The following is a 17,425-nucleotide window of genomic DNA, read 5'->3' as shown; positions in this document are numbered from 1 at the left end:
GATCAGTCCTTTCCGGAGTCTCGGGAGGGTTGGGATTCCGCCACTGCCGCCGCGATGAACACCATGGCGAGGACGGTAAAGATGTAGGCCTGGACGAGCCCGGTCAGCAGGTCGAGCGCCATGAACGGGATCGGCACGAACAACCCCGCGAGCGAGAGCACGATGCCGATGATGAAGACCCCGCTCATGATATTCCCGAACAGGCGGATCAGCAGCGAGAAGCTGCGCGTCAGCGTCTCGACGAGATTTAGGGGGATCATCAGCGGCGTCGGCATTGCGAAACTGCGCAGGTAGCCCCCGACGCCGCCCGCGCGAATGCCGTAGACAATCACCGCCACGAAAACGAGCAGCGCCAGCGCCGCATCGGTTTCCAGATTGGCGGTCGGGGGTTCCACGCCGGGGACCAGCGAGGACCAGTTCGCGATCAGGATGAACAGGAACAGCCCGCCGAGGAAGGTGCGGTAGCGGTCGGGGGAGACGCTCATCGTCTCTCGGATCTGGGTGTCGAGCACGGTCACCAGCAGCTCCAGCGCCGCTTGCCGGCGTCCGGGTTGCAGGCTCAGGTTTCGGGTCAGCGTGTAGCAGCCGGCCACGATCATCGCCATCATCACCCATGTCGTGACGACGGGTTGCGTGATCGGCACGGGGCCGATCCAGAACAGCACGGCGGTCTCCAGCGGCGAGTTCATGCGGACCTCGAGCGTCGCAGAGTGAGCGCCCGCCCAATGCCGATCCCGAGCGCCGCCGCGATCAGTGGCACGGCGCCCAAGAGCGCGCAGCCCACGAGAACCGTGATCGTCAGCCCGAAGCGCAAAACGGTCAGCGCGATCGCCTTAAGCGCCTTGCTTTCGAGCAGCATCGCATCAGTTCCCGCCCGCAGCAGCGCGAAATGCACGAGCCCCACGCCGATGCCGAGGATCAGGGCGCCTGCGCCAAGAAGAAGCTCCACCCCGCTCATTGCTGTTGCACCCAGCGCCAGCCGAGCCAGCACCCCACGACAAGCCCCACCATCATCAGCGCGGCGGTCCAGAAGATGCCCGACTGGGCGCTGCGGTCGATCCATCGTCCCCCGGCGGCTCCGGCGAGCATCGGTAGCACGACGATCCATCCGAGCACACCTATCTGGCCCAAGCGGCGGCCCAGCGGGATTTCTCCCTCCCGTCGCGCCTTCTCGGTCCGGGCGGCGTGGCGGCGCGCAGCGCTTTCCATCGGCTCCTCCGTCTTGTCCGGGTCTTCCGGCGGGTGGGTCATGTCCAGTGCTCCCGCGTTCGCGCGCCGTCTAGGCTCGCCACCAGCTGTCGGATTGCGAGCAGATGCAGCCGGGTGGCATCGGCCTGCTCGGTCTTCGCCGCATCATCCTCGGCCTGAAAGCGTTTCAGGATCGTGTCGCCCAGCTCCGGCAGGTCGCCGGTCACTGCGGCGCGGGTCGAGACCGAGACGTCGCTGCCATTCTCGACCATAAGTACGCCGCCCTTCACCGCGCAATAGTGTCGCTTGCCCTCGGCCTCCCAGGAGATGACCGAGATGCTGAGGCTGGTGAGAAACTCGGCATGGCCGGGCAGGATTCCGAAGCCGCCGCTCGCATCCTCGGCGCGGATCGCGGTGACGTCCTTGGCATCGACGACGATCTCGAGCGGTGTGGCGATGGTGAGCCTCATGCCGCGGCCTCCTCTCGTTGGCGGGCCTCGTCGATCCCGCCGATCATGTAGAGCGACTGATCGGACCACTCGTCCGCCTCGCCCGAAAGGATCGCGCGGCATCCCTCCAGCGTGTCGGCCAGCGGCACCGAGCGCCCGGTCTGGCCGGTAAACGCCTCGGTCACGACGAAGGGCTGGGTGAGGAAGCGTTGCAGCTTGCGCGCGCGGCGCACGGCCAGCCGGTCCGACGCGCCCAGCTCCTCGACGCCGAGCAGCGCGATGATGTCCTGCAATTCGCGGAACCGCGCCAGCAGCGCCCGCGCTTCGCCCGCCAGCTGGAAATGCTCCGCCCCGACGATCTCGGGGTCGAGCAATTGCGACGACGATGCAAGCGGGTCGATCGCGGGGTAGATTCCCTCCGAGGCCAGCTGACGCGACAGCACGATGGAGCTGTCCATATGCCCCGAAATCGCGGTCACGGCCGGGTCGGTGAAATCATCCGCCGGCACGTAGACCGCCTGAATGGCGGTGACCGAAGCCCCTGCGGCGGAGGCGATGCGCTCCTCCAGTTCGGCGACCTCGGAGGCGAGGGTAGGCTGGTAGCCCACGCGCGAAGGCAGGCGACCCAGAAGCCCCGAGACCTCGCTGCCCGCCTGCACGAAGCGGAAGACGTTATCCATCATCAGAAGGACATTGCGGTGATCGCGGTCGCGGAAATCCTCGGCGATGGAGACAGCGGTCAGCGGCACCCGCCAGCGCGCGCCGGGCGGCTCGTTCATCTGGCCATAGACCAGCGCTGTGCGGGCCAGTACGCCGGAGTCGGTCATGTCGGCGAGCATCTCGTGGCCCTCGCGCGAGCGTTCGCCCACGCCCGCGAAGATCGCGATGCCCTGATATTTTTCGACCATCGTGTTGATGAGCTCCATCACCAGCACCGTCTTGCCCACGCCCGCGCCGCCGAACATCGCGGCCTTGCCGCCGCGTGCCAGCGGTAGCATCAGGTCGATCACCTTTATGCCGGTCTCGAAGGCGGTGACGGCGCCGCTGCCCGACAGGCGCGGCGGCGTGCCGTGGATCGGGCGGCGGGGTGTTTCCTTGGGCAGGGGATCGCCGCCGTCGCGCATCGCCCCCGTCACATCCATCAGCCGCCCCAGAACCGCCTCGCCAACCGGCACTTCGAGCGGCTTGCGCGTGGCGTGCAGCTTTCGCCCGCGCGACAGGCCGAGCGTCGATTGCAGCGCTATGGCGCGCACCCGATGCGCGTCGAGATGGCCATGGACCTCGAAGCTGCCCTCCGGATCGCCATCGCTGGTCGTGAGGATCGAATAGATCGGCGGCAGCGGGCCATCGAAGCTCGCATCGATGACCGGCCCGCGCACCGCGATGATACGTCCCTCGGCCACGCTCATCGCGAGGTATATCCCCCATCGACGAGGTGGTAGCTGCCATTCACGAAGCTCGCGGCGTCCGATAGCAGGAAACAGGTCAGCGCCGAGACCTCTTCAGGCGTGCCGAGCCGACCCGCCGGATGCAGGGCGACCAGAGAGTCCTTTACCTCAGGTGCCAGACCCGACAGAAGCGGCGTCTCGATGAAGGCGGGGCCGACCGCATTGACGCGGATGCCCTGCGCCGCGTGATCGAGCGCCGCCGCCCGCGTCAGGCCGAGCAGCGCATGTTTCGCCGCGACATAGGCGCAGGCGCTGGGGAACGCGACCGAGCCGAGGATCGAGGACATGTTCACGATGGTCCCGCCGCCCGATTTCAGCATCGCCGCGATCTCGTAGCGCATCCCGTAGAACACCCCGTTGAGATTGACGTCGATCACGTGTTTCCAGCTGTCGAGCGGATATTCCCCGAGCGGCGCCTGCACGCCCCCGATGCCGGCGTTGTTCACCGCGAGATCCAGCTTGCCGAACGCCTTGACGGCTTTGGCGACCATCGCTTCGACAGCATCGGCAGAGGTGACGTCGACCGCCATCGGCTCGGCCGTGCCGCTTGCCTTGCGGATCTCCTCGGTCACGGACTTGGCCGCATCCGCATTCTGATCGGCAAGCAAGACCGAAGCGCCGCGGGCGGCCAACTCCTTGGCGATCGCCGCGCCGATCCCAGATCCCGCGCCCGTAACGATAGCTGATTTACCTTCGAAATCCCGTGTCATGGCAGTCCCGGCCTCCGTTTTGAATGCGACGAGGGTAACGGGCTCGAGGCTTCGGGACTTTGATGGGGATCAACTGCCGTGGGCGCAGTCTGGATGCGCACGTCTTCGTGACTGCAGGGCGGGTCGCGGCGTCCGGAGGTTCGCCGAATGCAAACCGCCCGCGGCTCTCATCGAGGCGCGGGCGGACTTCTTCAAGCCTTCAGTCTGCGCTTACATGGCCCAGGGGCCGTGGAAGTCGCCACCCTCGCGATCGGTGCGCTCGAACCCGTGCGCACCGAAGAAATCGCGCTGGCCCTGAATCATGTTCGCGGTGCCGCGTGCGGTACGCATCGTGTCGAAATAGCTCAGCGCCATCGACAGGGCCGGAACTGCGAGCCCGTGGGCTGCGGCGATGCTGACGACCTTGCGCAGCGCGCTGTGATGGGTCTTCAGCAGGTCCGCGAAATAGGGCGCGTACATCAGGTTGCGATCGGGCGACTCGCTGAGCGCGCTCGCCATGTCGTCGAGCATCGCCGAGCGGATGATGCAGCCGTCACGCCAGACCAAGGCGATATCGGGCAGCGGCAGGTCCCAGTCGAAGGGCGCATTGGCCGAGCGCAGCAGCTCGAACCCCTGCGCGTAGCACAGGATTTTGCCCGCGATCAGGGCGTTCTCCAGATCGTCGGCACTCAGCGCGCCTTCAGGCAGCGCCTCGGGGGCGGCGCCGAACATCTCCTCGCCCTGCTGGCGCGCCACGAGGCGCGACGACAGGTTGCGCGCCATCACTGCCGCTTCGATCACCGGCACCGGGGCGGCAAGATGCTGCGCCTCGATCACGGTCCAGCGGCCAGTGCCCTTCTGGCCCGCGCGGTCGAGGATGATGTCGAGCATCGGCTTGCCACTCTCGGGATCGGTGGCGCGTGCGACCTTTCCGGAAATCTCGATCAGGTAGGATTTGAGCGCGCCTTCGTCCCACTTCGCGAAGATCTCGCCGCAGGCCTGCGAGTCGAGGCCCATCCCGTCGCGCATCACGCCGTAGGTCTCGGCGATCATCTGCATGTCGGCATATTCGATGCCGTTATGCACGGCTTTCACGAAATGGCCCGAGCCGCCCTTGCCCATGAAACCGGCGCAGGGCGTGCCGTCGAACTTGGCCGCGATCGCATTGAGGATCGGGGCGACGCGGTCCCAGTCCTGCTGCTCGCCGCCGCCCATGATCGCAGGCCCGTGGCGCGCGCCTTCTTCACCGCCCGAGACCCCGATGCCGAGGAATCGCGGGCCGGCCTTCGCGGCTTCGGCGGCGCGGCGCTCGGTGTCGTGGAAATTCGCGTTGCCCGCGTCGATGATCAGGTCGTCCGCGTCGAGATAGGCGCGCAGCGCCTCGATCTGCTGGTCGACCGGTTCGCCCGCGGGCACCATCAGGATGATCGCGCGGGGTTTCGCGATCGATTTCACCAGCTCTTCGAGGCTCTCGCAGGGCGTGATTTTCGACGCCAGCTCACCCGCGTTCTCATGGAAAGTCTTGGTGACGCTGGTCGTGCGGTTGAACACCGCGATGTCGAACCCTTTTTCCGCGATGTTGAGGGCGAGCATTCCGCCCATGGTGCCAAGGCCGATCAGCCCGATTTGCGATTGTGCCAAAATACGGCCTCCGAATTTGTTACATGCGGGCCGCCGTCGGCCCGGGGTGTCGCCTCGCTCGCTACGCCGTATCGCCAAATTGCGCGGCGCTGCGAGGGCGACCTGCACGAATTGCCCCAAGATGACGGAAGTTGCAAATCGCCTGATCGCTGCGAGCGCGAAGAAACGCCGTGCCGGGTACCCGATAAAATTACTCGGGTTAGGGGGTTGCGCCCGTCAGTCGACGCAGCTAACGAATACCCAAGCAAATTACTCGGGAATCGACGAGGAACGTCTCCATGCTCGCAACATTCATCATCGGCCTGCGCGAAGGGCTCGAGGCGGCGCTGATCGTCGGCATCATCGCGGCCTTTTTGCGCGCCCGGGGCGAGCGTCTGCACGAGATGTGGCTGGGCGTTGCTGCCGCGGTGGCGCTGTCGGTCGGCGTGGGGGCCGGTCTGGCGCTGATCGAGGCTGCGCTGCCGCAAAGCGCGCAGGAAAAGCTGGAATGCGTGATCGCCGCCGTTGCGGTCGTCTTCGTGACGCTGATGGTGCTGTGGATGACGCGCCACGCGGCGGGGCTGAAGGGCCAGATCGAGCGGGACGCCGACGCGGCGTTGGGGCAGGGGAGCCGGATCGCCCTGGCCGCGATGGCCTTCCTCGCCGTTTTGCGCGAAGGCTTTGAGACCGCGGTGTTCCTGCTCGCCACGATCTCGGGCGCGCAGACCGGACATTGGGCGGGCCTCGGCGCGGCGCTTGGCCTCGCAGCCTCGGTCGCGCTCGGCTGGGCGATCGCGCAGGGCGGGATGCGGCTCAATCTGGGGCGTTTCTTCCGCTGGACCGGCGTGTTCCTGATCCTCGTCGCGGCGGGGCTGGTGCTGCAGACGCTGCGCTCGGCCCATGAGGCGGGCTGGTTGCTTGCGGGGCAGCAGCGCATTGCCGATCTGAGCTGGCTCGTGGCCCCCGGCACAGTGCGCTCGGCGCTGATCACGGGTGTGCTGGGCATTCCCGCCGATCCGCGCCTGATCGAACTGCTGGGCTGGATCGCCTATCTGGTCCCGGTCGCGGCGCTGACCTATTGGCCGCGTGCGCTGCGCCCCGATCCCCGCACGGCGCAATGGCTGCGCGGCTCTCTCGCGGTCGCCTTCGCGGCATTGGCCGTCGGTATCGCGGCGCTTTGGCCGCAGCCGCAGGTGACGCTGCCCGATCATGCGCCGCGTGTGCTTGAAGGAGATGTCGACACCTCCGCCGGACCCGATCTGCGTCTGCAGGGACACATGCTCGAAATAGGTGCGACCCGCGTCGATCTGACGGGCGCCGAAGCGACGCCGGAACGGCATCTGGGTCTCCCGTCCCTGCATCGCCAAGTGCAGAGCCAGACCGAGATCGCGGGCGCCCCCGGCGAGGTCGATCTCGCCACGCTTGCGCAGGTCGCGGGTGGGCGGCTGCCGGTGGGCGTCAGCCCCGCGCGCAACCCCGGGCCTTTCGTGGCCGAGTGGACGCGGCTGGAGCAAGTGACCGTCTGGACAGCGGGCGATGCGCTTCTCGATGCGCAGGGTCATAGCGCGGTGACGCTACGCCTGTCGGGCGGTGGGCTGACCACGCCGCGCACGCTGCGCGTCGATTCAGCGCCCAGCGGTTCGGCAACCGGCGTCTGGGTCATGGCCCCTGCCGCCACGCAAGAGGCCGCGGATGCGCTGCGTGCGCTGCGCCGCGCCCGCATTGAGCATCAGTTCTGGGCCCGAGAGTTGCCCGTGATCCTCTTCCTCATCGCGCTTGCGCTGGCGGCCTCCGCGCTCGCCCGTGCGCGCCCCGCACCGTTTTTCCCCGCCAGGTCCCTCTGACCAAGCCAATTCCGCAGAGCAAATACAGGAGCCTGACAATGAACATGTCGCCCCGCGCGCGCCGCCGCGCCATTCCACTTCTCGCCGCAACCGCGCTCTTCGCGCAGCCCGCACTGGCCGATGCGCCCACGAATAACGGGGCCGCGCAGGTCGCGATCACGCTGACTGGCGAGAATGGCGGTGCCTGCGTTCTCGATCACGACAGCGCGGCGGCCGGGCCGATCACCTTTACGGTGACCAATGAATCCGCCCCCGCGATCTCCGAGCTGGAGCTGTTGTCGGACAGCCGTATCCTCGGCGAGAAAGAGAACCTCGCTCCCGGTTTGCCTGCCTCGAGCTTCACCGTCACGCTCGACGGTGGCGACTATCGTATCTATTGCCCGGGCGCTGCCGAAGACACCGTCGCCTTCACCGTGACCGGCGAGAGCAAGCAGCGCGCGCAAAGCGCGATCGGCGATCTGCTGGACGAAGGCACCGCAGGCTACGCGAACTACGTCGAAGGCATGGTCGGCGCGATGGTGACCGCAAGCGAACGGCTCGCTGCGAAAGTGGACGAAGGCGACGTGGAGGGCGCGAAGGCGGCCTATGCGCAGGCCCGTCCGTTCTACGAGCGGATCGAGCCCGACGTTGAGGGCTTCGTCCTTCCCGGCACCGACCCGACCGATAACTCGGGCAACCTCGATTACCTGATCGACATGCGCGCCTCGAACCTCGACCCGGCGGTCGGCTGGCACGGCTTCCACGCGGTGGAGCGCGACCTGTTCGAGAAAGGCGAAATCACCGACGAGACCAAGACCTATGCGGCGGAGCTGGTGAAGAACGTCAAGATGCTCGCCGATCTGTCCGGCGGGATCGAGTATCGCCCCGAGGATCTCGCGAACGGCGCTGCAGCCCTTCTAGAAGAAGTGCAAAGCGGCAAGATCAGCGGTGAGGAAGAGGCCTACAGCCATATCGACCTCGTGGACTTCGCGGCGAATATCGAAGGCGCGCATCAGGCGTTCGCCTTCCTCGAGCCGGGGCTGAAGCGGATCGACCCGGACGTGGCCGAGACCATCGCGCAGCGCTTCGCGGATGTGCAGACGATGCTCGAAGACTACCGCGATCCCGACGCTCTGGGCGGCTACAAGATCTACGATGCCGAGCTGCGCAAATCGGACGCGGTGAAGCTGAGCCGCGCGATCCAGATGCTGCAGGAGCCGCTGTCGCGGATCGCCGAAAAAGTCGCCACGGCAAGCTGAAGACGAAGGAGGCCATGATGCGCGGGCAAGACGATAAACCGGCAGGACTGTCACGGCGTGGATTGTTTCTGGGCGCGGCAGCGCTTGGCGGCACCTTCGCCACGGCGGGGCAGGCGGCGGAGACCGGCAAGGTCGCGCCCGACGCCATGCCCGACCCGGACCAGAGGCGCTACGCCTTTTACGGGACCGGGCCGCAGGCCGGGATCGCCACGCCGCCGCAGCAGCATCTGATGGCCATGGCCTTCGACCTGACAGGGACCGATCCGCGCGCGCTGCAAGTGCTGCTCGCGCGCTGGTCGGCCTCGATCGGGCTGATGATGGAAGGGCAGCCGGTCGGCCCGGTAGAGCCCGACCGCGCCGCGGCGACCGCGCTCGAGACCGGCGAGGCGCTCGGTCTTGGCCCGGCGGGGCTGACGGTGACGGTGGGTCTTGGTCCGCGCGTCTTCTCCAAGGAGATGGGGCTGGCGGCGAAGGCTCCGCCGCATCTGCGGCCGCTCGCCGATCTGCCCTCGGACGCCCTGCGCCCCGAGATCAGTGGCGGCGATCTCTCGCTGCAGGCCTGCGCCGACGATCCGCAGGTCGCCTATCACGCGGTGCGCATTCTCGCGCGGATCGCGAAACGCACTGGCGCCGCGACCGTGCGCTGGACACAGCTCGGCTTCGGGCGCGCCTCGGCCGGGGCAGGGCAGGAGACGCCGCGGAACCTCTTTGGCTATCGCGACGGCACCCGCAACATCACAACGCCCGAGCAACTCGCGCAGCATGTCTGGGCCAATGACGGGCCCGAATGGCAGCATGGCGGCACCTATCAGGTGATGCGCCGGATCGAGATGCATATCGAGAACTGGGACAACGCGCAGGTCAGCCACCAGAACGATGTCTTCGGGCGGCACAAGCTCACCGGCGCGCCGCTGACTGGCACGGATGAATTCGACACGCCTGACTTCAAGGCGAAGAACGCGCAAGGCGAGCCGGTAATCCCGACGCATGCGCATATCCGGCTCGCGGCGCATGAGACCAATGAAGGCATCCGCATCCTGCGGCGCGGCTACAACTTCACCGGCGGTCTGAACGCGGTCGGGCGGCTCGATGCGGGGCTGTTCTTCATCAGCTACCAGAACGATCCTGCGCATTTCGAGGCGTTGCAACGGCGGCTCGGGGCGTCGGATCTGCTGAACGAATACATTTCCCACACCGGATCGGGGCTGTTCTGGGTGCCGCCCGCAGCGCAGAAAGGCTCCTATATCGGCGCGCCGCTTTTCGCTGGGGTCTAAGCCCCGGAGGCGATCCGGCGGTGACTCCTTTGCGCGCCGTCGTCGCGGCGGTGTGCAGTTGGGTCTGTATCGGGGTCTCCGCCCAACCCGGATTGCCCGAGCAGATCGCGTCGGCCCATTCCGAAGATCCGTTTGGTCGCTATCAGCTCTTAGTGCAGCCGCGCGATCGAGCGGTCGACCATTGCCTGCGTGATCAGGTTGGTGTCGCCGCTGCGCCGGAACCAGCGCATGTTGCTGCGTCCGATCCCTTCAACGATCGTTCCCGCCGGCAGCGAGACATCGGGCGCCAGCAGCGTATCGGTCAAGTGGCAGTCAGGCGACACCGATCCTTTCGCCGTCAGCGCAGAGCGCCGACCGACCCCGATGACGCCCGGAGGCACATCGAGATGCAGGCAGCTCAGCGGCGGACTGCCGCGCGTCGTGGTTCCCTGCGGTGCCGCGAAATCGAGAAGCGCGGAGCGATAATCGTCGAGCGTGTCGATATCTCGCCAATAGGCTTCGCGGCCGTTGTCGCCGCGTGGCAGGCGGTAGGCTTGCAGGGCCTTCTCGCGCAGTGCGATTTCCAGCAGGTCGGCCCCGATCGAAATGTCGAAACGTCCCAGCGCCAGTTTCGGCAATTCCTCGCGGAGCCACGTGGTCTTGAACAGGTAAATGCCGGTGGCGACCAGGCTTCGCCCTGAACTGCCGTCGATCTCGGCAGGCGAACTCGGGCGGTGGGTGAGCGCGCTGACATGGCCATCCTGCGCGACCTCAAGCACCGAGTGATGCTCCGCGTCCGAAGACGCGAGGGTCGCGGCGACGAGCGTCGCGGGCGCATCGCTCAGGCGGTGGCGCTGGATGAACGGACGCAGATCGATGTCGCAAATCTGATCGGCAGGCATCACCAGAATGTCGTTAACGCCTTCGCGCTCCAGCAGGTTCAGATTGGCGAGAAGCGCATGGGCCGTGCCGCGATAGCCGCCGCGCGAAAGCCGCGTCGCGTCGCGGATCAGCAGCCCGTCGGGGAAGCTGTCCGCCCATCGGGCGTGCAGGTGCCGGATCAACGGCGCGGGCCGGTACTGGGTGGCGATGATGGCGCGCGTGAACCCTGCGGCGTGCAACGAGGCAAGGGTGAAATCCACCAGTCGCAGGCCGCCAGCGCCAAAGGGCAGGGCAGGCTTGCACATGTTCTCGGTCAACTCGTAGAGACGCTTCCCGCGCCCGCCGGCCAAGACCACTGGAAGACAACCGTTCAATAAATTGGGCCGTTTTTGAGTCAGCATCAGAGCTCCTCCCCGTGACGCTGCGACATTCAAAAGTTTAACGCTTTTCATGAATAAAAGCCACAAATCGGGGCCGCGGTTCCCGGTTTTCCGCCGCTTCGCGGTAAGATTTTCGCGCAAGTTTTTTTACTATTTCGAGCGGTGCCCGATAACCCTTTGAGTCTAGGGGGAGGTCTCGCGCGATGTGTCAAAAGCCGGTCGGATCGATCCCGCCGGTCGTCGGTCAGCCGGGTGGCGGAAAGCGGAGGGTCCCAGAGGCGTCCGCAGCGCTCGAATCGGAAATCTCGAACAGCACGCCGTCACGAAGGTCGGTGAGGTCGCGGCAGAATCGGAGCGTGATCTCGCGCCCGTCCGAACGACGGGTGAGCGTGAAGACCCCATTGCGCTCCGAGGCTTCGGCTGCGCCCGAGCGGAACACCTCCGCCGCCGCTCTGCGTAAACTCAGCAGCTGGCGGGTGGCCTCTGACTTGCTCCGCTCGAAAGGCGTCAGCGTCTCCGGCAGGGCGAAGGGACGGCGGTTGTCGGGGTCGGTCAATTCGTAGAGCGCCCGCTCCCCGCGCTGATAGATGTCGGGCATGCCCGGAAGCATCATCTTGAGCGCCAGTTGCAGCAGCGACAAGCGTTTCCCCGTCGCGATCAGACGCGCGAGTTCTGCTGGGGGCTGCGCCTCCCACGCCGCGCAAATCCGGCGGGCGGCGTCCAAGGCGGTTTCTTCGGCCTCGATGTCGGGGAAGGACCAGCGCGTGATCTCTCCGCCTTCGCGCAGTGCCTTTCGGAGGTGCTCTGTAAGGCGTTCGGACAGCTCCGGTCCGGGGGCGGGGTCGTCCCAGATTCCCGAGAGGCTCTGCGTGGCGTACCAGACGAAGCCGGGGGCTGCAGGTGCGGCCGCCTGCATCGCGGCATCGAACAAAGCGGCGAAAGTCTCGGGACGATGCGAGATCGCCGCGACGCGCATCCGCGTATCCTCGCCCCGTTTCGTGTCATGGCTGGAGGTGAGTGTCAGGCCGCCGGAGCGTTGTCCCTGCGCACTCGCAAACCAGTCATTGAGCCCTTCTGCGTCCAGAACCGGCATATCCGGCTCCGCGCCCACTTCGTTCGCGGCGAGGTAGCGAGTGTGCCGGAAAAAGGCGGTGTCCTCCTGCGCCTTCGCCACCACCGCACCCGTGACCTGCTGGAAGCGTATGCGAAACTTGCGGCTCGCCTTATCCGTGCCGCCCAACAGAAGCCCCGCGAGCAGATCGAGCGCCTCGCGCTGCGGCAGTGTCTCCGCGGCCCCTGCCACGGTCCTTTCGATCACCGCGCGATCCTCGGGCGAGGCGGGCGGCGCGGTGATATAGGTCCGATAGCGCGGGAAGTGGATCAGCAACGCCAGCATCGCGTCGCGCAGCGTCTCGGCGTCGGGCGGGTCGAGGAGGTCCACCGCGAGCGCCGCCTGCGCGAGGTCGATCAGCTGGTGCAGTTCGGCGGCGAGGTCCTCGGGGATCACCTGCGCGCGGGCTTCCCGGCACAGCGTCTCGTAATCGTCGCAGCCACCGGTGCGATCGCGCCAAAGCGTGTCGAGCCGTTCGAACCCATCGGGCGCGGTGAGCACGCGGCAAATCTGGCGCCCCGCCTCGTAACCCGTGGTGCCATCGGTCTGCCATTCGGCGGGCATCGCCTCGTCGCCGGTCAGGATTTTCTCCACCCAGATCGGCACTGCGTCGCCCACAGTCCGGCGCAGCCGTTCGAGATAGGTGACGGGATCGGCGAGCCCGTCGATATGGTCGATCCGCAGCCCGTGGGCGAGCCCCTCGCGCACCAGCCGCGCCGGCAATTCGGTCATCGCGTCGAAGACGGCGGGGTCTTCGACGCGCATCCCGATCAGACCGGTGACATTGAAGAAGCGCCTATGCGAGAGCGCGCCGCGTTCGCGCGTCCAGTCGCGCAGCTGCCAATGCTGGTGCGTCAGCACGGAGGCCACGTCGCCCAGCGTTGCCGTCCCGGGGGCGAGCGGGAGCCATCCGCCCTCCCATTCCACCGCGCCGCCGTGATCCTCGGTAAGCCGCAGCTTGCCTGCCGCCAGCATGTCGTCGAGCGGCTCGGGCAGGAACGGCAGGATCAGCTTCTGGGACCAGTCGATCGCGAAGTATTCAGCATATGCGCTGTCGGGGCCGTGGCGCATCGCATCGCGTATCCACGGATTGTCGAGCGAGAGTGCCGTGTGGTTCGGCACCAGGTCGAGCACGACGCCCAGCCCCCGCGCCTGCGCAGCCTCCGACAGGTCGCGAAACCCTGCCTCGCCGCCGAGGACCGGGTCGATCTCCTGCGGGTTGGCGACGTCGTAGCCGTGGGTGGAGCCTTCCGTCGCGGTGAAGATCGGCGAGAGGTAAAGGTGGCTCACGCCCAGGTCTGCGAGATAGGGCAGAAAGGTTTTCGCCGTCGCGAAATCTATGCCGTTTCGCAGTTGCAGCCGGTAGGTGGCGATCATCGGATGAGTGGCGGCGGGCTCCTCGGACGGCATCAATCAATCCTTACATCAATGGCGAAGGCTTCCCGACGCGGGTCGCCCATGGAAAACAGCGCGGTGTCCCGGCGCGCGGCGTTGGCTGCGGGCGCGCCGAGGCTAACCAGAATGTCGAGCGTCCCGGCGCCGAATGGCCAGCGCGCATGGAAGGCTTTCAGTCCGTGGCGCGTGACCTCGCCGGGCCCGCGCTTGCCACTGCGCAGAAGCGGCAGCAGATGCCTCCGGCGCAGGCTCAGAAGTTCGCGCGTCAGCCGCAACCACTCCCGCGTGCGCCGCCTGGTGTCACCGTAAGGATAGCACAGGCGCGGCGTGTCAGGAGAGGCGGGGTCGATCATCGCGCTCGTGTCATAGCCGAGGCCTTGCAGCTCTTTCGTTCGGCCTTCGCGCAGCGCGGCGACGGCGTGTTTCGGCGGGTCTGCGAAGAAGGGGAAGGGCGCTGTGGAGCCGACCTCCTCGCCCATGAACAGCATCGGCGTGAAGGGCATCAGCAGTAACAGCGCATGGCTCACCGCACCCGCCTCGTCGCCGATCAGGCTCAGGAGGCGTTCGCCTTTGGGGCGGTTGCCTGCCTGGTCATGGGTGAGGTTGGCATTCACGAATGCGGACCAAGGCAGATGAGCAGCGGGCGCGCCACGAGCTTTCGTCCCGTCGGCCCGCGTCTGACCTTCCTCGACCTGGCCCAGCGTCATTGCGCGTGCCAGATCACCGAACGGGTCAGCGGCATGGGCCTTGTAGTAGCCCTGCGTCTCGCCGGTCAGCGCGACATGCAGCGCATTGTGCCAATCGTCGTTCCATTGCGCATCGTAACCGGCCTCGCGCAGATCGGGGAGGTTGCGCTCGTCCTCGAGGATCAGGTGGATCGGGCGTTCGCGCTCCTTCGCGCGGATCGTTTGCAGAAGCTCAATCAGGAAATGCGGCTCGGACGGGTCACGGATCGCATGGACTGCATCGAGCCGCAGCCCGTCGAGGTGGTATTCGTCGATCCATCCCGTCGCCGTGTCGCGCAGCAGCGCGCGCAGTTCGGGCCGGGTGAAGTCGATCGCATCTCCCCAAGGCGTAGCTTCCCCTCCGAAGGCTTCGGGCGCGTAAGAATGGAGGTAATTTCCGAACGGGCCGAAGTGGTTCAGCACCAAGTCGAGTATTACCACGATCCCGTTGCTTTGGGCTGCGCGTATGAACGCCCGCATCTCATCGGGCGAGCCATAGGCGGGATGCGGGGCGCGCAGGAGCACCCCGTCATAGCCCCAGCCATACGCGCCGTGGAAGTGCGAGACCGGCATGATCTCGATGCCCGTGATGCCGAGGTCGGCCAGTTCGGGCAGGCGTTCCGCAGCGGCGGCAAAGGTACCTTCGGGAGTGAAGGTGCCGATATGAATTTCGAGGATCACCGCCTCGTCCCATGGGCGCCCGTGCCACGGGGCGCCCCAGTCGTAGGCCTCCGGGTCGTGGGTCAGCGAGGGGCCGTGAACATCGCCTTGCTGGAGACGCGCGGCGGGGTCGGGGTAGTCGGTGCCGTCGAGGCGGAACGTGTAGGATAGACCGTCGCGCGCCGGGATCGAGGCCTGCCAGCCGCCGTTTCCGACCGGTGCCATGTCATGCGCGGTCCCGTCCAGCATCAGTTCTGCGCGCTCTGCCGCAGGGGCCCAGATGGCGAAGTCCCACGACCCGCCCGTTCCGGGATGCGCGCCCCAGCGCAGGGGCAGGGGATCGCTCGCCTCTCTCACGAAGTCGCCTCGTCGGGCGATGCCTCCTCGGCGCGACAGAACGCGTGCAGCGATTGCCAAGGCAGATTCATTTTCTCCTCTCCAGCTTCGTCGCAGCGCGGATTGTCCCGCGTCGTGTCGAGGATATGGTGCCAGCCTTTGCCGGGCAGCGTGAACTCGCAGGCGTCGCCCGCATTGGCGACGATCAGCAACTCCGGATAGCCCTCCAGCCGGTGCCGCAGCCCCACGCAGCACAGACCACCATCCTGCCAGTCGTCGTCCTTCATCTGACGCCCGGAGGGATGCCACCAGTCGCTGACCGGGGTCGCGACGTTGGGCGCGAAGGCGGGCGGGGCGAGGTGATAGCGCCAGTCCTGCCGGAACGCGATCATCGCGCCGACGCTGTCGCGCAGATCGACCCGCGCGCCCTCCCAGTCGATCCAGGTCGTCTCGTTATCCTGACAATAGGCGTTGTTATTGCCGTTCTGGCTCTGGCCCATCTCGTCGCCCGCGAGGATCATCGGTACGCCGTGGCTGACCATCAGCGTACCCAGCATCGCGCGTGCTCGGCGCAGGCGGGCGGCGTCGATCTCGGCGTCGTCGGTCGGGCCTTCGACGCCCAAATTGTCGGACAGGTTGTGGTCGTGGCCGTCGCGATTGTCCTCGCCATTGGCTTCGTTGTGCTTGTGGTTGTAGCTCAGCGTATCCCAGAGCGTGAACCCGTCATGGGCGGCGAGGAAATTGATCGACGAGGTGGCGGGCCGGTGTGTGTGGTCGAACTGCACGGGCGAGCCCATCAGCCGGTCGGCAAGCTTCGGCACCATGCCGGGGTCGCGCCGCCAGAAGGCGCGGGTGTCGTCTCGGAACTTGTCGTTCCATTCGCGGAAGGGCCAGGGGAAGCCGCCCACCTGATAGCCGCCTTCGCCCACGTCCCATGGCTCGGCGATCAGCTTCACGCCAGAGAGTACCGGGTCCTGTCGGATCGCGTTGAAGAACGCTCCTTCACGTTCGAAGCCGTCCGGCTCGCGCCCCAAGGTGGACGCAAGATCGAAGCGGAAGCCGTCGACATGCACCGCCTCAACCCAGTAGCGCAGGCTGTCCATGACGAGGCGAAGCACCATCGGATGGGCCACGTTGAGCGTGTTGCCGGTGCCGGTGGTGTCGAAGCCGTGGCGGCGGTTTTCCGGCGAGAGGAGATAGTAGCTGCGGTTGTCGATGCCCTTGAAGCTGAGCGTCGGGCCAAGCTCGTTGCCCTCGGCGGTGTGGTTATAGACGACGTCAAGGATCACCTCGATCCCGGCCTCGTGGAAGCGCTTTACCGCGGCGCGTACCTCGTGCACGTCCTCGCCCGGCAGATAGCTGCGATTGGGGGCGAAGAAACCGATGGAATTGTAGCCCCAGTAATTCGACAGGCCGTTCTCGACCAGATGTCGGTCCTGCACGATGGCGTGGATCGGCAGCAGCTCGATCGTCGTCACGCCGAGCTTCAGCAGGTGGTCGATGATCGGCGGCGAGGCCAACGCCCGGAACGTCCCGCGATCGGCCTGCACGACACCCGGATGGCGCATCGTCATACCTTTCACATGAGCCTCGTAGATCACGGTCTCCGACCACGGGCGATGGAGCACCTGATCCTGATCCCAGTCGAATTGCGGATCGGCCACGATCGCCTTCGGCATGAAGGGCGCGGAATCGCGTGTGTCCTGTTCGAGGTCAGAGCCTCCGACGGGATAGCCAAAGAGCGCGTCGTCCCATTTCAGATAGCCGCGCATCGCCATCGCGTAGGGATCGAGCAGCAGCTTGTTGGGATTGAAGCGCAGGCCGTCCTCGGGGGCAAACGGCCCATGCACGCGGTAGCCATAGGCGAGGCCTTCCTGCGCGCCGGGCAGATGCCCGAACCAGATCCCGCCCTCCTGCTGCGGCATTTCCAGCCGCGTCAATTCCTCTTTGCCCTCGTCGTCGAAAAGGCAGAGCTCCACCTTCTCGGCCTCTCCGGAAAAAATCGCGAAATTCACGCCGTCTCCCGTGACGCGCGCGCCAAGAGTATCGGGTCGCCCCGCAAACGGATCGAAACGCAGCGAACTCGGGGTCATTGAGGGCTCCATATGCGGAAGAAATATGCGGAAGAAACGGCGACGCGCCAACGGGACCAATGCGCCGCAACGTAATCGGTTCCTGAGCGTGACACGCAAAAACCGGAGGCGATC

At 66.5% G+C, this 17,425-nt stretch carries 14 protein-coding genes; 3 read left to right on the top strand and 11 right to left on the bottom strand.

Features of this window, described 5'->3' with window-relative positions; genetic code table 11:
* Positions 1 to 2: 2 nt before the first annotated feature.
* The 7 genes from B6V74_RS04025 to gndA form a co-directional block, all read right to left on the bottom strand.
* Positions 3 to 689: a F0F1 ATP synthase subunit A gene (locus B6V74_RS04025; RefSeq protein ID WP_088722013.1), complete on the bottom strand. Its 687-nt coding sequence runs from the start codon at positions 687 to 689 to the stop codon at positions 3 to 5.
* Complete coding sequence (locus B6V74_RS04020; RefSeq protein ID WP_088722012.1) at positions 686 to 958, bottom strand: hypothetical protein; 273 nt, start codon at positions 956 to 958, stop codon at positions 686 to 688. The genes B6V74_RS04025 and B6V74_RS04020 overlap by 4 nt, the downstream gene beginning before the upstream one ends.
* Positions 955 to 1,251 carry an AtpZ/AtpI family protein gene (locus tag B6V74_RS04015; protein WP_075776342.1) on the bottom strand — a complete coding sequence of 99 codons (297 nt, stop codon included), beginning with the start codon at positions 1,249 to 1,251 and terminating at the stop codon, positions 955 to 957. The genes B6V74_RS04020 and B6V74_RS04015 overlap by 4 nt, the downstream gene beginning before the upstream one ends.
* Complete coding sequence (locus B6V74_RS04010) at positions 1,248 to 1,658, bottom strand: F0F1 ATP synthase subunit epsilon (RefSeq protein WP_075776341.1); 411 nt, start codon at positions 1,656 to 1,658, stop codon at positions 1,248 to 1,250. Before B6V74_RS04010 ends, B6V74_RS04015 begins: the two co-directional genes overlap by 4 nt.
* Positions 1,655 to 3,046 (bottom strand): F0F1 ATP synthase subunit beta, encoded by a 1,392-nt coding sequence (atpD, locus tag B6V74_RS04005; RefSeq protein ID WP_088722011.1) that lies wholly within the window; start codon positions 3,044 to 3,046, stop codon positions 1,655 to 1,657. The genes B6V74_RS04010 and atpD overlap by 4 nt, the downstream gene beginning before the upstream one ends.
* On the bottom strand, positions 3,043 to 3,795 hold the full coding sequence (locus tag B6V74_RS04000; protein ID WP_088722010.1) for an SDR family NAD(P)-dependent oxidoreductase: 753 nt from the start codon (positions 3,793 to 3,795) through the stop codon (positions 3,043 to 3,045). Before B6V74_RS04000 ends, atpD begins: the two co-directional genes overlap by 4 nt.
* 210 nt (positions 3,796 to 4,005) lie before the next feature.
* On the bottom strand, positions 4,006 to 5,415 hold the full coding sequence (gene gndA / locus B6V74_RS03995) for an NADP-dependent phosphogluconate dehydrogenase (RefSeq protein WP_075776338.1): 1,410 nt from the start codon (positions 5,413 to 5,415) through the stop codon (positions 4,006 to 4,008).
* Positions 5,416 to 5,693: 278 nt separating this feature from the next.
* Between gndA and efeU the strand changes: the two genes are divergently transcribed.
* From efeU to B6V74_RS03980, 3 genes are read left to right on the top strand one after another with little or no spacing between them, the layout of a single operon-like run.
* Positions 5,694 to 7,238: an iron uptake transporter permease EfeU gene (gene efeU / locus B6V74_RS03990; protein ID WP_088722009.1), complete on the top strand. Its 1,545-nt coding sequence runs from the start codon at positions 5,694 to 5,696 to the stop codon at positions 7,236 to 7,238.
* Between the two features lie 38 nt (positions 7,239 to 7,276).
* The gene (efeO, locus tag B6V74_RS03985; RefSeq protein ID WP_206185172.1) at positions 7,277 to 8,476 is read left to right on the top strand and encodes an iron uptake system protein EfeO; all 1,200 of its coding nucleotides are present in this window, start codon (positions 7,277 to 7,279) and stop codon (positions 8,474 to 8,476) included.
* Between the two features lie 17 nt (positions 8,477 to 8,493).
* Complete coding sequence (locus B6V74_RS03980) at positions 8,494 to 9,750, top strand: Dyp-type peroxidase (protein WP_088722008.1); 1,257 nt, start codon at positions 8,494 to 8,496, stop codon at positions 9,748 to 9,750.
* A 149-nt stretch (positions 9,751 to 9,899) separates the two neighbouring features.
* On the opposite strand, the gene B6V74_RS03975 is transcribed toward B6V74_RS03980, so the two are convergent.
* The 4 genes from B6V74_RS03975 to glgX all read right to left on the bottom strand — a co-directional run bounded on the left by B6V74_RS03975 (position 9,900) and on the right by glgX (position 17,311).
* On the bottom strand, positions 9,900 to 11,012 hold the full coding sequence (locus B6V74_RS03975; protein ID WP_168184175.1) for a sugar phosphate nucleotidyltransferase: 1,113 nt from the start codon (positions 11,010 to 11,012) through the stop codon (positions 9,900 to 9,902).
* Positions 11,013 to 11,235: 223 nt separating this feature from the next.
* On the bottom strand, positions 11,236 to 13,512 hold the full coding sequence (treY, locus tag B6V74_RS03970; RefSeq protein ID WP_088722006.1) for a malto-oligosyltrehalose synthase: 2,277 nt from the start codon (positions 13,510 to 13,512) through the stop codon (positions 11,236 to 11,238).
* On the bottom strand, positions 13,512 to 15,239 hold the full coding sequence (gene treZ / locus B6V74_RS03965) for a malto-oligosyltrehalose trehalohydrolase (protein WP_240497042.1): 1,728 nt from the start codon (positions 15,237 to 15,239) through the stop codon (positions 13,512 to 13,514). The genes treY and treZ overlap by 1 nt, the downstream gene beginning before the upstream one ends.
* Positions 15,236 to 17,311 carry a glycogen debranching protein GlgX gene (glgX, locus tag B6V74_RS03960; protein ID WP_240497041.1) on the bottom strand — a complete coding sequence of 692 codons (2,076 nt, stop codon included), beginning with the start codon at positions 17,309 to 17,311 and terminating at the stop codon, positions 15,236 to 15,238. The genes treZ and glgX overlap by 4 nt, the downstream gene beginning before the upstream one ends.
* Positions 17,312 to 17,425: the final 114 nt, after the last annotated feature.

Source organism: Thioclava sp. F42-5, assembly GCF_002213195.1.
Classification (GTDB): Bacteria; Pseudomonadota; Alphaproteobacteria; order Rhodobacterales; family Rhodobacteraceae; genus Thioclava; species Thioclava nitratireducens.
The sequence above is the reverse complement of the archived record's forward strand: the minus strand, read 5'-3'. Positions and strand labels throughout refer to the sequence as shown.

Bases quoted from the DNA above. Each gene is read 5' to 3' on its own strand.
- B6V74_RS04025 (WP_088722013.1), bottom strand. From the start codon at position 689: ATGAACTCGCCGCTGGAGACCGCCGTGCTGTTCTGGATCGGCCCCGTG.
- B6V74_RS04020 (WP_088722012.1), bottom strand. From the start codon at position 958: ATGAGCGGGGTGGAGCTTCTTCTTGGCGCAGGCGCCCTGATCCTCGGC.
- B6V74_RS04015 (WP_075776342.1), bottom strand. From the start codon at position 1,251: ATGACCCACCCGCCGGAAGACCCGGACAAGACGGAGGAGCCGATGGAA.
- B6V74_RS04010 (WP_075776341.1), bottom strand. From the start codon at position 1,658: ATGAGGCTCACCATCGCCACACCGCTCGAGATCGTCGTCGATGCCAAG.
- atpD (WP_088722011.1), bottom strand. From the start codon at position 3,046: ATGAGCGTGGCCGAGGGACGTATCATCGCGGTGCGCGGGCCGGTCATC.
- B6V74_RS04000 (WP_088722010.1), bottom strand. From the start codon at position 3,795: ATGACACGGGATTTCGAAGGTAAATCAGCTATCGTTACGGGCGCGGGA.
- efeU (WP_088722009.1), top strand. From the start codon at position 5,694: ATGCTCGCAACATTCATCATCGGCCTGCGCGAAGGGCTCGAGGCGGCG.
- efeO (WP_206185172.1), top strand. From the start codon at position 7,277: ATGAACATGTCGCCCCGCGCGCGCCGCCGCGCCATTCCACTTCTCGCC.
- B6V74_RS03980 (WP_088722008.1), top strand. From the start codon at position 8,494: ATGCGCGGGCAAGACGATAAACCGGCAGGACTGTCACGGCGTGGATTG.
- B6V74_RS03975 (WP_168184175.1), bottom strand. From the start codon at position 11,012: ATGCTGACTCAAAAACGGCCCAATTTATTGAACGGTTGTCTTCCAGTG.
- treY (WP_088722006.1), bottom strand. From the start codon at position 13,512: ATGCCGTCCGAGGAGCCCGCCGCCACTCATCCGATGATCGCCACCTAC.
- glgX (WP_240497041.1), bottom strand. From the start codon at position 17,311: ATGACCCCGAGTTCGCTGCGTTTCGATCCGTTTGCGGGGCGACCCGAT.